We start from the raw sequence: 14,808 nt of genomic DNA, 5'->3' as shown, positions 1-14,808 counted from the left end.
CCGCCTTCAGTTCAGCGAAGGGTCGTCGGGATATGTGGCGATCATCGCCAGGCCGCTCCGCTGCCGCCGCAGCACCGCCCGCCACATGCCGTCCGGATCCGGGTACGCGACGTCCCCGGGCTCCGAATCGACGACGTACCAGGCGCCTTCGGTCAGTTCGGACTCCAGCTGACCGGGGCCCCAGCCGGCGTAACCGGCGAAGATCCGCAGGGAGCCGAGCGCGGCGGCGAGCAGCTCGGGCGGGGTCTCCAGATCGACCACCCCGATGGCCCCGTGGACCCGTCGCCAGCCGATGGGCTCCTCCCTGCTGGACCGCACGGGGGAACTCGGCGCCGGCGCTTCGCGGCCCGGGCGGAGCCGGGCGCCGGCCGGGGAGTCTCCCCACGGCCTGCGGCGGGGGGTGGCCGTCTCCACTCCGGGGACGACGGCGACGCCCAGCGCCGAGTCGAGAGACACCGGACCACCCTGGAATATCACCCCCGGCTCCCCGGTGAGCTGTTCCCAGCCCGTCAGGATGTCGCCGACGCCGACCGGGGTCGGGCGGTTGAGGATCACGCCGAGTGAGCCCTCGCCGTCGTGATCGAGGACAAGGACCACGGCGTGGTCGAAATTCGGGTCCGCCAGAGCGGGGGTGGCAACAAGCAGCCGCCCTGTGAGCGAGGACACCTCCGTCATGGCAGATATGATCCCGCATCTTCGCGATCCGCGGGGGGCGGGCGCAGGAGTACGAGTGGGCGCAGCTCAGCGCGTGAGGGGAGCGCAGCAGCGCGTGACCGCGGCGTGCGCGGCCTCACACGGCTCGTCACCACAGTGTGCCGGATCGTGCACGGAGCGTGTTGTAGCGAAGTAATGACCGGCCTGGAGCCGCCTGAGGCTTATGGAACGGGGGTATTCGCCCCTTACCCTTTGAGACTGGCCCTCTGTCCATCCCTCTCCGGAACGCGAGATTCATGACCGGCACTGGCACCGACGATGTACTGCTCGTCCACGGCGGCAACCCGCTCGAAGGCGAGATCCGCGTTCGCGGCGCGAAGAACCTCGTGCCGAAGGCGATGGTCGCCGCGCTGCTCGGCAGTGGTCCGAGCAGACTGCGCAACGTGCCCGACATCCGTGATGTACGTGTCGTGCGCGGGCTGCTCCAGCTGCACGGGGTGACCGTACGGCCCGGGGAGGAGCCGGGTGAGCTGATCCTCGACCCGTCGCACGTCGAGAGCGCCAATGTCGCGGACATCGACGCCCACGCGGGCTCCTCACGCATCCCGATCCTCTTCTGCGGTCCGCTGCTGCACCGTCTGGGTCACGCGTTCATCCCCGGCCTCGGCGGCTGCGACATCGGCGGCCGGCCGATCGACTTCCACTTCGAGGTGCTCCGGCAGTTCGGCGCGACGATCGAGAAGCGGGCGGACGGGCAGTACCTCGAGGCACCGCAGCGGCTGCGCGGCTGCAAGATCCGCCTGCCCTACCCTTCGGTCGGCTCGACCGAGCAGGTACTGCTGACGGCGGTGCTCGCCGAGGGCGTCACCGAGCTGTCCAACGCCGCTGTGGAGCCGGAGATCGAGGACCTCATCTGCGTCCTGCAGAAGATGGGCGCCATCATCTCCATGGACACCGACCGGACGATCCGGATCACCGGTGTCGACCGGCTCGGCGGCTACAACCACCGCGCGCTGCCGGACCGTCTGGAGGCCGCGTCCTGGGCCTCGGCGGCGCTGGCGACCGAGGGCAACATCTATGTCCGCGGCGCCCAGCAGCGCTCGATGATGACCTTCCTCAACACCTACCGCAAGGTCGGCGGCGCCTTCGAGATCGACGACGAGGGCATCCGTTTCTGGCACCCCGGCGGCCCGCTCAACGCCATCGCCCTGGAGACGGACGTCCACCCCGGCTTCCAGACCGACTGGCAGCAGCCGCTGGTGGTGGCTCTGACCCAGGCGGCGGGTCTGTCGATCATCCACGAGACGGTGTACGAGTCGCGGCTCGGCTTCACATCGGCGCTCAACCAGATGGGCGCGCACATCCAGCTCTACCGCGAGTGCCTCGGCGGCTCCGACTGCCGTTTCGGGCAGCGCAACTTCCTGCACTCGGCCGTGGTCAGCGGACCGACGAAGCTGCAGGGCGCGGATCTGGTCATTCCCGACCTGCGAGGCGGATTCTCCTACCTGATCGCGGCACTCGCCGCGCAGGGGACGTCCCGGGTGCACGGCATCGAGCTGATCAACCGTGGCTACGAGAACTTCCTCGAGAAGCTGATCGAGCTGGGCGCGAAGGTGGAGCTGCCGGGCGGGGCCCTGGTCTAGGTCCCACTCGCCTGGATCGTGCCGCACGCGCCCCGCACCGGGCTTCCCGGTGCGGGGCGCGTCACTTCGCGGTCAGCGCGAAGGCGAGCAGCGCCACCGATGTGAAGTCGTCGGCCGGCTCCACCGTCGGCCAGGCACCGGAATCGTCACGATAGGCCGCGCCCCTCCCGTCGAACCGCTGCCACATCCGCGGGTCCGTCGCACAACGCGGAGCCTTGTCGGACGCGTTGAGGTCCGCGAGTGTCGCCGCCGCATTGGGCCCGTTCACCACGGCGCCGCGGAGGATCCTCCCGGTGCCGTCCGGACTGCCCGCCAGACTCGCCACCTGGTGCGAGGGGCAGTGCGGGAAGACCTCGCCGGCGCCGATCATGAACCCGGTCCCCCAGGCGTTGGCGCCCAGCGCCCACCCCCTTTGCTGCGCGGCGAACGCGTCATAGCGGTGGTCACCGGTGGCTCTCGCGTACAACCGGGCCGTGGCGACGAGCCCGAAGGTGTGCGCCACCGCGTCGAACCCGTCGTAGGCCGCGCCGGCCCCGAAGGGGTCGGCCGCGGCCCGGCGCTCCCCCTGCGTCAGCTGCCGGCGGAGATCCTCGCGGGCCAGTTCCGCGTCGGCACCCTTCGGGGAGAGCCGGAGCAGGTCGGCGTGGGCGAGTGCGCTGACGTCGGCGGCTCCCAGCGAACCGCCGTCGCCCGACGCGAGATACCCGCGGAGCAGGCTGCCCGCGTCCCGCTGCCAGGCGGCCGCCCGGCTGTCGCCCAACGCCCGTGCGGCCAGGGCGAGTTCCACCGCACCGAATTCCATGTCGTCCTGCCAGGCGTCCTCCTGGTAGAAGGTGCCGGGGAAGGTGGTGGTCAGAGGCCCGGAGTGCCCGGTGCCGGCCCTCGCGTAGACGGCCGCCGCCTTGGCCAGCCAACCGTGTGCGGCTGCCGGGTCCGCGGCTGCCTGCGACTGCGCGGCCAGCGCGAACACGGCGGCCACCCGGCCCGCGAGGTTGGGGCTGATGGGCTCTCCCGGAGCGTTCGACCGGAAGACCGGGCGGTACTTGACGTAGTAGCCGGGCTCGCCCGGTCCGACGTCCATCGCGTCGTCCGCCTCGGGCAGCCGCCAGATGTCGTGGTCGCTGCGGACGTCCTCGTTGCCGACGCCGATGCCCACCTGGGCGTAGAGCGTGCCGGCCGGCCCGTCCCACATACGGTCCAGCCACCCGAGTCCGTACCGCGCCTCTTCGGCGAGCCCCGGCGTACCGGGCAGCGCGCGCTCCGCGAGCAGCAGTTCGGCGGTGGCGTAGGAAGCGGTGTGGGTGAACTTGAGGTAGTCGCCGGCGTCGAACCAGCCACCCGAGACGTCGACAGGCCCGCCGTCCGGGACGAGAGCGCCGGTCAGCCTCGAACCGGCCTTGTCGTAGCGGGGTTCGGCATAGACCGTCGCCGAGCGGTCGGTGAGGTGCGAGGGTTTGCGGCCGAGATCGCCCGGCGTCACGTCGGCACCGTCCCGCTGGCTCCGGAAGTACCGGACGTTCTCGGCGGCCAGATGCTCCATCAGCGGGCCTGGCGCCGCGACCCGGAACGCCGGTGACATGCCGCGGGCGGTGCCGGTCAGCTTCAGCCGGTACGTACCTGCCCGGGTGAGCCGGGAGAGGTCCACGCCGCGCACCGACCCGTACTGCTGGTTCCAGCTGCCGGTTCGCGGCCCCAGACGTCCGCTGAGGGCCGTGTGCCCGTACTGGTCGAGCACCGCGAAGCCGGCCCCGGCCAGTGCGGGTCCCGAGCCCATGACATAGGCCGGCTTGCTCTCTCCGGTGAGGTAGCCGGCCTGGTCGACCCGCACCTCGGCGGGAACGGCCCGGCCGCCCCCGGACGGCAGGATGTACACAGCGGCTCCGGCACAGAGGGCGGCGACGGCCGCGAGGGCCGCTGTACGCGGCAGGCGGGGGCGAGGTTTCGTCACCATACGTGCCACCCTGCCGCACCCGCCCCGGGAACGGACGACTTCGGCGGGTACGGTCCGCGACCCCGGTTCACCTGCTAGAAGGGCCACCCCGCGCGAGAGGGCCATCACTCACGGAGGGACCGCATCCCCGGTGACCGGCAGGGGCGGCGGCGCCCTGCGGGCCGGGCACGACGGAGGGCGGCCACCCCGAACGGGTGACCGCCCTCCGCGCTGCTTACGAGGACTGCTACTTGCCCTTGGCGGCTTCCTTGAGCTTGGAGCCCGCGGAGACCTTCACGCTGTAGCCGGCCGGGATGTTGATCGGGTCGCCGGTCTGCGGGTTACGCGCGGTGCGAGCGGCACGGTGCGTGCGCTCGAAGGTCAGGAAGCCGGGGATGGTGACCTTCTCGTCGCCCTTGGCGACGATCTCGCCGACGGTCTCGGCGAGCGCGGCCAGAACGGCGTCGGCGTCCTTGCGAGTCACCTCGGCACGGTCGGCCAGGGCGGCCACCAGCTCACTGCGGTTCATGTTGTTACTCCCGTGTTCTTCTTGCCTGTAAGGCGTGAGATCGAAGCCGATGCTGCCAGGGCCCTAGGACCGTCCCCGGACCCGGGTCTGACGTCAGACCCTCGCGCCCGAATATGCATCCTGCCCCCACCAACGGCGGGAAAGCCAATCCGGCACTCACCGGAGTCACACGAACGCGTCACTGCCTCACGGTGGTGACGCTCCGTCGACTCCTTGAAAGCCGACTGCAGGCACCCAGGGGCTCATTGCCCGCCACCCTAGAGGGGGGCCTGCGGCCATGAGTCCCGCGACGCGCCGGGCGTCAGGCGGACGTGGGCGCTGTCACAGCGACACCGGCAGCCTTCGCGGCCGACCTGACGGCCCCCGCGACGGCCCCGGCGACCTTGTCGTTGAACACCGAGGGAATGATGTAGTTGGCGTTGAGTTCGTCCCTGCCGACCACGTCGGCGAGCGCGCCGGCCGCCGCGAGCATCATCTCGGTGTTGACGGTGCGGGACTGAGCGTCCAGCAGACCGCGGAAGACACCCGGGAAGACCAGCACGTTGTTGATCTGGTTCGGGAAGTCGGACCTTCCGGTGGCCACAACTGCCGCGGTCTGACGGGCGATTGACGGGTCGACCTCGGGGTCGGGATTCGCGAGCGCAAACACGATCGCGCCGTCCGCCATGGCTGCGACATCCTCGCCGCCCAGGACGTTCGGAGCAGAGACACCGATGAAGATGTCGGCGCCCACCACGGCCTCCTTCAGGGTGCCCGTCACGCCCTCGGGGTTGGTGTTGTCGGCGATCCAGCGCAGCGGCGACTCGGGCGTGGCGTCGACGAGGTCCGCACGGCCCGCGTGCACCACACCATGGATGTCGGCGACGACCGCGTGCTTGACGCCGGCCGCGAGCAGCAGCTTGAGAATGGCCGTGCCGGCCGCGCCGGCACCGGACATCACGACCCGCACGTCGCCGAACTTCTTGTCGACCACCCGGAGGGCGTTCGTCAGCGCGGCGAGCACGACGATCGCCGTACCGTGCTGGTCGTCGTGGAAGACCGGGATGTCGAGGGCCTCACGCAGCCGGGCCTCGATCTCGAAGCAGCGGGGCGCCGAGATGTCCTCGAGGTTGATGCCCGCGAACCCGGGGGCGATCGCCTTGACGATCGCCACGATCTCGTCGGTGTCCTGGGTGTCCAGGCAGATCGGCCAGGCGTCGATACCGGCGAAGGTCTTGAAGAGCGCGGCCTTGCCCTCCATGACCGGCAGAGCGGCCATCGGGCCGATGTTGCCGAGTCCCAGCACCGCGGAACCGTCCGTCACCACTGCGACGGAGTTGCGCTTGATGGTGAGCCTGCGGGCGTCCTCGGGGTTCTCGGCGATGGCCATGCAGACCCGGGCCACGCCCGGCGTGTAGACCATGGAGAGGTCGTCACGGTTGCGGATGGGGTGCTTCGACGCCATCTCGATCTTGCCGCCGAGGTGCATCAGGAACGTACGGTCGGAGACCTTGCCGAGCTCGACACCCTCGATCCCGCGCAGCTTCTGGACGATCTCCTCGGCGTGATCGGTGGAGCTGGCGGCGATGGTGACGTCGATCCGCAGCTTCTCGTGACCCGATGCGGTGACGTCGAGGCCGGTGACCGAACCGCCGGAGGCCTCGACTGCGGTGGTGAGCTGGCTGACCGCGGTCCCGCTCGCGGGGACCTCCAGACGCGCCGTGATCGAGTACGAGACGCTTGGCGCCGTTGCCATGGCCGAACTTCCTTTGCTTTACCTAGCTTCGCTAAACGCATCCGATGGTCGCACCTACCGACTGGTACCCGGTAATGGGGTGCTGAATCGGAAAGTTTTTTCCACCATACGAGAACACCCCTGGTCGGGGGAAGGCCCATCCGCGAAGTCGCGGGGGTACCGGGCGAAGCCGCACGTCAGCGGCGACAGAAAGCGGAGACAGGAGCGGAGACAGAAAAGGTCCGCATCACCGGAGTGGTGATGCGGACCTTTCACGTAGACGACACCGACCCGCCATGCTCGCCTCGCGGCAAGTGGTCGCTCGAAGCGACGAAGGTTGGGCCCGGGGGCTTGGATCGGGCCGGTGTCACCACCAGGCTAACAAACGACCCCGGAAAGTGATTCCTTCTGTGCGCGCCGAGTCGCGGATCCGCCCGGTCCGCGACTCGGCCGGCCCCCGAGTCCCCGGTGCCTAGTCCCTCAGCAGATCCGGTACGCCGTTCGCGTCCGGTGCGTCACCCGTGGCCGACACCACGGTGAGCTGCTGGGTGGCGCGGGTCAGTGCCACATAGAGCACACGCAGCCCCGCTGGCGACTCGTCGGCGATCTCGGCGGGCGAGACCACGACCGTGGCGTCGTACTCCAGGCCCTTCGCCTCCAGGCTGCCCAGCGCCACCACCCGCTCGCCCAGTCCCGCCAGCCACTTCCTGGCCTGCTCCCTGCGGTTCATGGCGACCACCACACCGATCGTGCCGTCCACCCGCTCGAGCAGCCGCTGGGCCTCCTCCCGCACCGAGCGCGCCAGATCGTCCCCCGCGACGGCGAAGCGCGGCTCGACACCGGTGGACCGGACCGCGGACGGCGACTCCATGCCCGGCATGGCGAGCGCGAGGACCTTCGAGGCGAGCTCGGCGATCTCGGCCGGGTTGCGGTAGTTCACGGTCAGGGTGAACTGGCGCCGCGGCCGGCTGCCGAGAGCCTGGTCACGGGCCTCGGCGGCCTCGTCCGGGGCCGACCAGGACGACTGGGCCGCGTCGCCGACGACCGTCCAGGTCGCCTGCCGGCCACGGCGGCCGACCATCCGCCACTGCATGGGCGTCAGGTCCTGGGCCTCGTCGACGATGACATGGGCGTACTCGGTACGCTCCTGCGCCAGCCGCTCCGCCCGCTCCCACTGGGTCTCCTCACGGTGCGGCATCAGCTCCTCGAGGCCGGTGAGCTGGTCGAGCGGATCGTGCTCCCGCTGCTTCCTGGGGCGGTGCGGGGTGCCCAGCAGGGTCTGGAGTTCGTCGAGCAGTGCCACGTCGTGCACGGACAGCGCCTCGCGCTTGAGCGAGCGGGCCAGCCGCCGCACCTCTCCCTGATTGAGCACCCGCCGGGCCCAGCGCCCGAGCCTGCGCTCGTCGGCCATCGCCTTGAGCACTCCGCGCGGGGTGAGCTCGGGCCACCAGGCGTCCAGGAACTCGACGAAACTGTCCTCGCCCGACACGTCGTCGTCGAAGGACGAGCGCAGCTCTGCTGCCAGCTCGGGGTCCGTGTAACGGCCGCGGCCGTTGGACTTCGTCCAGAGGGCGTCCAGCACGAGCCGGCGGGCGCGCGGGCGCAGCAGATTGACCGGCGCGGTGCCGCCGAGCACGTTGTGCCGGATGCGCTGGAGCTCCGCCGAATCCAGTTCGAGGCGTCCGCCGAAGGCGACCACCCGCAGCCGGTCCGGGGTCCGCGGAGGGGCGTCGGGCGCGGCCGCCGCTTCGCCGAAGGCCAGCTGCTCGCCCTCCGCGCCGCCACGGGTCCTCCCCCTGGCCGGCGGAGCCGTCTCCAGGGCCCCGCGCGCCGCCCTGCGCAGCACCTGGAGCATCCGTGAGGAACCCTTGATACGGGCGATACCCGGCTCGTCGTACGCCGTCGCCTCCGCACCGTCCACCAGCGAACCGACCGCACGGATCGCGACCTGGCCCTCCTCGCCGAGCGAGGGCAGCACGCCCTCGGTGTACGCCACCAGCAGGGGCGTCGGCGAGACGATCAGGATGCCGCCCGCGTACTTCCGGCGGTCCTGGTAGAGCAGATACGCGGCCCGGTGCAGCGCCACCGCCGTCTTGCCGGTGCCGGGGCCGCCGGAGACCTCGGTGACGGAAGCCGCGGGCGCCCGGATCACCAGGTCCTGCTCGGCCTGGATGGACGACACGATGTCCCGCATGGTGTGACTGCGGGCCTGCCCCAGGGCGGCCATCAGCGCGCCGTCCCCGACCACGGCCAGCCCCGTGCCATCGAGACTCGCGGTCAGCTCGGGACGCATCAGGTCGTCCTCCACCCCGAGGACCCTGCGTCCCTTGGAGCGGATGACCCTGCGGCGTACCACCCGGCCAGGATCGACGGGTGTCGAACGGTAGAAGGGTGCGGCGGCGGGCGCCCTCCAGTCGATGACCAGCGGTGAGTAGTCGGAATCCAGCACGCCGATCCGGCCGATGTGCAGGGTCTCGGCGATATCGGCCGTGTTGTCGTCGCGCACCGCGTCCTCGGCGGGCTCGATGGCGGTGTACGCGCCGTCGGGACCCTTCTTGCCGTCCTTGCCGTGCAGCAGATCGACCCGTCCGAAGAGGAAGTCCTCGAACTCGTTGTTGAGACGGTTGAGGTGGATACCGGCCCTGAATACCTGTGCGTCACGCTCGGCCAGTGCGCCGGGCGTGCCGACCTGGCCGCGCTTGGCGGCGTCGTTCATAAGGAATTCAGCCTCGTGGATCTTCTCCTCGAGGCGCCGGTACACCTGGTCCAGGTGCTCCTGCTCGGTCGCGATCTCGCGGTCTCTGACCGAGTCGACAGCGGCATCCTGCGCGGCCACTGAGGCCCCCTTCTTGCATGCATTGGGCGACCGTCAACCCTATGCGAAGGGGGAGCGTATGTCAGGCGGTGTCCAGCGGGTGTTCACTGTCGTGTTCGGGCGGCCTCCCCTGGCCGCCGTCTCAGGCCGCCACCTGGACCAGGCTCCTCCCGTCGAGGGTGCGCACCAGGAAGTGATCGATGTCGCTCCGCTTGAGCGCGGTGCCACCGTGCACATACAGCGGGTACTGGGCGGCCGGATGCGCCGTGTCCTTGACTCCGTAACCCCACTTCGGCACCGCCCAGGTGGTGAGCGTCTCCTGGGCGCCGCTCTTCGACACGGCGATCAGGCTGCACTTCAGCGGGCCCTTGACGTTCTTCAGTTCGAGGACGGCGTCGGTGCCCCATGCCTTGTCCTGGGTGCCGATGGTCGCCGACACCCTGGTGGCGGGGTCGGTGGCGCCGACCTTCTTCGTCATATGGGCGAAGAAGTCGCCGGCCGCCGACGACGGCTGGGCGGTCACGCCGGTGCTGCTGTCGCCCGAGGTCGCCACGACCGCGGCTGTGGGACCTCCGATGATCAGCGCTGCCGCCGCCGCCACCAGATACCTGGTGCGCCTGCGGCGCTGGGCGCGTTTGGCCGCGACCTCGTCGACCAGCCGGTCGAGAAGATGCGGGGACGGGGGCGTCGCAGGCAGCGGGGCGGGCCCCGGGAACTCCGCGAGGGACGCGAGCATCGGCTCCATTCCGGCGAAGCCGTCGAGCTCGGCCGCACAGATCTCGCAGCCGGCCAGATGCTCCTCGAAGGCGGTCGCCTCGGCGTCGTCCAGGATGCCGAGGGCATACGCGGCTACGGCGTCGTGCTCGGACTCGTGATCCGGCGGCGGCTGCTGCTGCTCGTACATCGTCATGCCTGTACCCCCCTCTCCTCCAGGGCGAGCTTCATCGAACGCAGTGCGTAGAAGACCCGGGACCGCACCGTCCCGCTGGGAATGCCGAGTGCCTCGGCCGCCTCGTTGACCGTACGTCCTTTGAAGTACGTCTCCACAAGTGCCTCCCGGTGTGCGGGAGTCAGGTCGTCGAGCGCATCAGAGAGCGTCATGAGCCACAACGCCTTGTCTATCTCGTCCTCCGCGGGCATGACCTCCAGCGGTGCCGGATCGACCTCCTGCGGCCGGGCCTGCCGGCTGCGGTGAGCGTCGATGACGATGCGCCTCGCGACCGTCACCAGCCAGGGTCGGACAGAGCCGGTGGCCCGGTTGAGCTGACCGGCGTTCTTCCAGGCACGGATGAGCGTCTCCTGTACGACGTCCTCGGCGCGCTGGCGGTCGCCCGCGACGAGTCGGAGTACGTACGCGAGCAGCGGACCCGCATGCTCTCGGTACAGCGCCCGCATCAGTTCCTCGTCCGGAACGGAGCGGTGCCGGGCACCGGGCGGACGGTCATCGGCCACGGCCGCATCCTTGCGCACCTGTACCTCCCGGTCGAGACCCTGACTGGCTCGTCTGCCCTGAGTACGGACCCGGGGCGGGAAGTATTCAACCGCATGCGGACTTTCTCAGAAATTCTCAGATGCGGTCCGCGACGGCGGCCCTGCGACGGTGTCTGGCCACGCGTTCACGGTTGCCGCAGACCTCGCTGGAACACCAGCGGCGTCGGTGCCCCCGGGAGGTGTCGAGGTAGAGCCGCCGGCAGTTGTCGCCTTCGCACCGACGCAGCAGGGCCCTGGCCACCGGGTCGGTGAGCAGTTCCACCGCGTCCCGGGCCACGGCGGCGAGCAGGGCATCGCGCCCGGGCGCCACCGCGGGCTCCTTGACGAGCTGCCCGTTCTCCCCGCGTACCGCCCGAAGACCGGGGATCGCCCCCGCCGCCCGGGTGTTGACCACCGCGAGGGCCCCTTCGGCCGTGGCGCCCGCCGTCTCGGCCCGGACCAGTTCACCGACGGAATGCCGCAGTGCGGTGAAAGCCGCGAGCCAGTCGTCGCCGACCGCGGGAAGCGGTGTTCCCGGCGGGATGAGCCCGGCGCCCTTCAGCCAGTCCGCGAGACGGCGGCCGCTGTCGAGCTGATCGACCGAGTCCGCCTCGGTGGCCACCAGGTCCAGGCAGATCCGCCCGGAGTCGAACCGCAACTCGTACGCATGGGCACCCATACCCCTTACAGTGCCCGGCGGCGGGCACCTCCGGAACCCCTTCCGCCGCCGCGGAACCGGCGGAGCGTGCCGGAACGCCACCAGGGTTGGCCCGCTGCTCCGGTGCGGCGGCCGGGGGGCGTCGTACCGTGATCCGGTGGACATCGAGCGGACAGCGTCCCCGGCCCCTGTCACCCTGCGTTCCCCAGGCCTTCTGCTGCGCTCCTGGTGCGCCGAGGACCTGGGTGCTGTCGTCGAGGCGTACCGCGACCCGGTGATCCGCCGCTGGCTCTGCACCCGGCTGGAGACAGATGAGGATGCCGAGGAGTGGCTGGAGGCCCAGCACACCGGCTGGGCGACCGGACGACGGATGAGCTTTGCCGTCCTGGAGGACGGGCGGCTCGCGGCCCAACTGGTCGTCAAGCGCTCCGAGCCGGGGTCACCGTCGGCGGAGCTCGGCTATTGGACCGCGGCGCACGCGCGGGGCCGCGGGGTGGCCGGACGGGCTCTGGAGACCGTGTCGGCGTGGGCCTTCGAGCGCTTCGCGGCGGACGGTCTGGAGCGCCTGGAGATCCTCCACACGGTGGGGAACGACGCGTCGTGCCGGGTCGCGGAGAAGGGCGGATTCGTGTTCACCGAGTTGCTGCCGTCGGGGCCGAAGTGGGATACCGAGGGCCACCGGCATGTCCGGCAGCGGAGCGGCTGAGCCATCGCCGGCCCGGCAGTCGGCTCAGCCGTCGCCGCCGTACTTCTCGTCGGCCGCCGGATCCAGCGCCAGCCGGTAGCCGCGTTTGACCACCGTCTGGATCAGCCGGGGCGAGCCGAGCGCCGTCCGCAGCCGGGCCATCGCCGTCTCCACGGCGTGTTCGTCGCGGCCGGTCCCGGGAAGCGCCTTGAGCAGATCACCGCGGGACACCACCCAGCCGGGGCGGCGGGCCAGGGTGCGCAGCAGGGACATGCCCGCCGGAGGGACCGGGCACAGGGCTCCGTCGACGACGACCGCCTGGCCGCGGATCTGGAGGCGGTGCCCGGCCACGGGCAGTACGGCCGCCCTGGACGGGAGTTCCTGGCAGAGGATCTGGACCATGGGGCCGAGCCGGAAGCGTTCCGGCTGGAGGGTCTCGATGCCCTGGTCCTGAAGCGGCAGCGCCGTCACCGGGCCCACACAGACCGCCAGGACGTCATGGCCGAGGGCGGCGGTCAGCTCAGGGTGCACATCCCGCGTCGCGGCGCGGGCCAGCAGCGACGCCGCGGCCGGCGCACTGGTGAAGGTCAGCGCGTCGACCGAGCGGCCGAGCACCGCGTCGATCAGCCGGTCGAGCGGCGCGATGTCCTCCGGCGGCATCCACCGGTACACCGGCACACCGACGACCTCGGCGCCCGCCGCCCGGAGCGCCTCGACGAAACCGGGGAGCGGGTCGCCGTGCAGCTGGATGGCGATCCTGCGGCCCTCCACGCCTTCGTCGAGCAGCCGGTCCAGCACCTCGGCCATCGACTCGGAGCCCGGCGACCATTCCTCGGTCAGTCCGGCGGCCCGGATGGCGCCCTTGACCTTGGGCCCCCTGGCGAGGAGCGCCACCTGGCCCAGCCTGTCCAGCAGCGCGTCACCGAGGCCCCAGCCGTCCGCCGCCTCGATCCAGCCCCGGAAGCCGATGGCGGTGGTCGCGATCACCACATCCGGTGCGGCATCGATCAACTCCTTCGTGGCCGAGAGGAGTTCGCTGTCGTCGGCGAGCGGCACGATGCGCAGCGCTGGTGCGTGCAGTACCGCTGCGCCCCGCCGCTGGAGCAGTGCTCCGAGCTCGTCGGCACGCCGGGCGGCCGTGACCCCGACGGTGAACCCCGCGAGGGGGCCGTGCTGAGTTGCTGCAATGTCCCGCATGGTCGGTGAGCCTCCCAAGGATGCGTGACGGGTTCGGTTCACCGGCATTTCCCGGGTGTTACGGCTGACCCGGCCCGATGCCAGGCTACGGGACCGCCGTCAGATCTTCGCGTAGCTGAGCTGCGTCTTTGCCGGTACGGGCGCGGCACGGCGAAGGTATACCGCCCAGGTCAGGGTGAAGCACGCCGCGTAGAAGACCAGGAAGGCCACGAAGGCCGATGTACCGGTGCCGGCGGTCTGGAAGGACTGGCGGAAGGCGAGGTTGATGGCGAGCCCGCCGAGCGCGCCGACCGCGCCGATCAGCCCCATGGAAGCCCCGGAGAGCCTGCGCCCGTAGGCCGCGGCCGCCTCACCGGACATCCCTCTGGTCAGCGCCTTGTTCTGGAAGATGCCCGGGATCATCTTGTACGTCGAGCCGTTGCCCAGCCCGGTCAGTACGAACAGGGCGATGAAGCCGGGGAGGAAGACCGGCAGCGACTTCTCCACCGAGGCGACGACGACGACCCCGGTGGCCGCGGCCATCGCCGCGAAGTTCCAGAGGGTGATGCGGGCGCCGCCGTACAGGTCGGCGAGCCTGCCGCCGACCGGCCGGATCAGCGAGCCGAGCAACGGCCCGAGGAAGGTGATGGAGGCGGCCTGGAGCGGGGTCCGGCCGAACTGGGTCTGCAGCACCAGGCCGAAGGCGAAGCTGTAGCCGATGAAGGAGCCGAAGGTGCCGACGTAGAGAAACGCCATGATCCAGGTGTGCGGATCGCGGGCCGCCTCACGGGCCGCGCCGGTGTCGTTCTTCACCGGCGCGAGATTGTCCATCCGCAGCGCGGCGCAGGTCGCCGCGAGGACGATCAGCGGCAGATAGACCCCGAGCAGGATGCGCGGGTGGCCGGCGCCCGCCGTACCGATGACGAGCAGTCCGGTCAGCTGGACGACGGGAACCCCGATGTTCCCGCCGCCCGCGTTGAGCCCGAGCGCCCAGCCCTTCCTCCGCAGCGGGAAGAAGGCGTTGATGTTGGTCATGGACGACGCGAAGTTCCCGCCGCCGACCCCGGTGAGAGCGGCGACCAGCAGGAAGGTGGTGTACGAGGTACCGGGCTCCATGACCAGATACGCCGCGACGGTCGGCACGAGCAGCAGCCCCGCGCTGAACACCGTCCAGTTGCGCCCGCCGAACCGTGCGACGGCGAAGGTGTAGGGGACCCGGGCGACCGCGCCGACCAGCGTGGCCATCGAGATCAGGAAGAACTTTCCGGCCGGGTCGACCCCGTACTCGGGTCCCATGAAGAGGACCAGCACCGACCACAGGCTCCAGATGGAGAACCCGATGTGCTCGGAGAGCACGGAGAGGAAGAGGTTCCGGTGGGCGGTGCGCTGCCCGGTCCGCTCCCAGAACTCCTCGTCCTCCGGATCCCACTGCTCGATCCAACGGCCACTCATCATGTGCCTCCACGGGGGTCTCGTCCGGTGACCTCCGACGCTAGGGAACCCGGGTTTCGGGGCCGTGGCCTGAGGTGACCGG

12 protein-coding genes are annotated in these 14,808 nt (G+C 70.7%); 2 read left to right on the top strand and 10 right to left on the bottom strand.

The features are described from left to right. Positions 1 to 6: 6 nt before the first annotated feature. Positions 7 to 675, bottom strand: a complete 669-nt coding sequence (locus tag OHS16_RS19480; RefSeq protein WP_328538486.1) for a YqgE/AlgH family protein — start codon at positions 673 to 675, stop codon at positions 7 to 9. 275 nt (positions 676 to 950) lie between these two features. Between OHS16_RS19480 and murA the strand changes: the two genes are divergently transcribed. Next, complete coding sequence (gene murA / locus OHS16_RS19475) at positions 951 to 2,297, top strand: UDP-N-acetylglucosamine 1-carboxyvinyltransferase (protein WP_328538485.1); 1,347 nt, start codon at positions 951 to 953, stop codon at positions 2,295 to 2,297. Positions 2,298 to 2,358: 61 nt separating this feature from the next. Here murA and OHS16_RS19470 read toward each other — a convergent pair whose 3' ends face one another. The 7 genes from OHS16_RS19470 to OHS16_RS19440 form a co-directional block, all read right to left on the bottom strand. Then, entirely contained in the window at positions 2,359 to 4,248 is a 1,890-nt protein-coding gene (locus tag OHS16_RS19470) for a glycoside hydrolase family 9 protein (protein ID WP_328538484.1), read from the bottom strand. Between the two features lie 226 nt (positions 4,249 to 4,474). Next, positions 4,475 to 4,756 (bottom strand): HU family DNA-binding protein, encoded by a 282-nt coding sequence (locus tag OHS16_RS19465; RefSeq protein ID WP_003968811.1) that lies wholly within the window; start codon positions 4,754 to 4,756, stop codon positions 4,475 to 4,477. A 301-nt stretch (positions 4,757 to 5,057) separates the two neighbouring features. After that, complete coding sequence (locus OHS16_RS19460) at positions 5,058 to 6,491, bottom strand: NAD-dependent malic enzyme (protein WP_328538483.1); 1,434 nt, start codon at positions 6,489 to 6,491, stop codon at positions 5,058 to 5,060. 451 nt (positions 6,492 to 6,942) lie between these two features. Beyond that, complete coding sequence (locus OHS16_RS19455; RefSeq protein WP_328538482.1) at positions 6,943 to 9,306, bottom strand: HelD family protein; 2,364 nt, start codon at positions 9,304 to 9,306, stop codon at positions 6,943 to 6,945. Between the two features lie 121 nt (positions 9,307 to 9,427). Further along, positions 9,428 to 10,195 carry a zf-HC2 domain-containing protein gene (locus tag OHS16_RS19450; protein ID WP_328538481.1) on the bottom strand — a complete coding sequence of 256 codons (768 nt, stop codon included), beginning with the start codon at positions 10,193 to 10,195 and terminating at the stop codon, positions 9,428 to 9,430. Beyond that, a complete protein-coding gene (locus OHS16_RS19445) occupies positions 10,192 to 10,755 on the bottom strand; it encodes a sigma-70 family RNA polymerase sigma factor (protein WP_328538480.1) in 564 nt (187 codons plus the stop codon). Before OHS16_RS19445 ends, OHS16_RS19450 begins: the two co-directional genes overlap by 4 nt. 97 nt (positions 10,756 to 10,852) lie before the next feature. Further along, positions 10,853 to 11,434, bottom strand: coding sequence for a CGNR zinc finger domain-containing protein (locus OHS16_RS19440; RefSeq protein ID WP_328538479.1), 582 nt, complete (start codon positions 11,432 to 11,434; stop codon positions 10,853 to 10,855). Positions 11,435 to 11,570: 136 nt separating this feature from the next. Between OHS16_RS19440 and OHS16_RS19435 the strand changes: the two genes are divergently transcribed. After that, a complete protein-coding gene (locus OHS16_RS19435) occupies positions 11,571 to 12,119 on the top strand; it encodes a GNAT family N-acetyltransferase (RefSeq protein WP_328538478.1) in 549 nt (182 codons plus the stop codon). 24 nt (positions 12,120 to 12,143) lie between these two features. Here the strand turns inward: OHS16_RS19435 and OHS16_RS19430 are convergent, their stop codons facing one another. Together OHS16_RS19430 and OHS16_RS19425 are read right to left on the bottom strand one after the other, a co-directional pair. Continuing rightward, positions 12,144 to 13,295, bottom strand: coding sequence for a uroporphyrinogen-III synthase (locus OHS16_RS19430; RefSeq protein WP_328538477.1), 1,152 nt, complete (start codon positions 13,293 to 13,295; stop codon positions 12,144 to 12,146). Positions 13,296 to 13,394: 99 nt separating this feature from the next. After that, positions 13,395 to 14,726: a nitrate/nitrite transporter gene (locus OHS16_RS19425; RefSeq protein ID WP_328540914.1), complete on the bottom strand. Its 1,332-nt coding sequence runs from the start codon at positions 14,724 to 14,726 to the stop codon at positions 13,395 to 13,397. Positions 14,727 to 14,808: the final 82 nt, after the last annotated feature.

Source organism: Streptomyces sp. NBC_00344 (assembly GCF_036088315.1).
Classification (GTDB): Bacteria; Actinomycetota; Actinomycetes; order Streptomycetales; family Streptomycetaceae; genus Streptomyces.
Note: the sequence above shows the minus strand (reverse complement) of the source record. Positions and strands in the feature narration are given on the sequence as shown.

What these genes read in the sequence shown, in the direction of transcription:
- OHS16_RS19480 (WP_328538486.1), bottom strand. Translation starts at nt 675, where the DNA reads ATGACGGAGGTGTCCTCGCTCACAGGGCGGCTGCTTGTTGCCACCCCC.
- murA (WP_328538485.1), top strand. Translation starts at nt 951, where the DNA reads ATGACCGGCACTGGCACCGACGATGTACTGCTCGTCCACGGCGGCAAC.
- OHS16_RS19470 (WP_328538484.1), bottom strand. Translation starts at nt 4,248, where the DNA reads ATGGTGACGAAACCTCGCCCCCGCCTGCCGCGTACAGCGGCCCTCGCG.
- OHS16_RS19465 (WP_003968811.1), bottom strand. Translation starts at nt 4,756, where the DNA reads ATGAACCGCAGTGAGCTGGTGGCCGCCCTGGCCGACCGTGCCGAGGTG.
- OHS16_RS19460 (WP_328538483.1), bottom strand. Translation starts at nt 6,491, where the DNA reads ATGGCAACGGCGCCAAGCGTCTCGTACTCGATCACGGCGCGTCTGGAG.
- OHS16_RS19450 (WP_328538481.1), bottom strand. Translation starts at nt 10,195, where the DNA reads ATGACGATGTACGAGCAGCAGCAGCCGCCGCCGGATCACGAGTCCGAG.
- OHS16_RS19440 (WP_328538479.1), bottom strand. Translation starts at nt 11,434, where the DNA reads ATGGGTGCCCATGCGTACGAGTTGCGGTTCGACTCCGGGCGGATCTGC.
- OHS16_RS19430 (WP_328538477.1), bottom strand. Translation starts at nt 13,295, where the DNA reads ATGCGGGACATTGCAGCAACTCAGCACGGCCCCCTCGCGGGGTTCACC.
- OHS16_RS19425 (WP_328540914.1), bottom strand. Translation starts at nt 14,726, where the DNA reads ATGAGTGGCCGTTGGATCGAGCAGTGGGATCCGGAGGACGAGGAGTTC.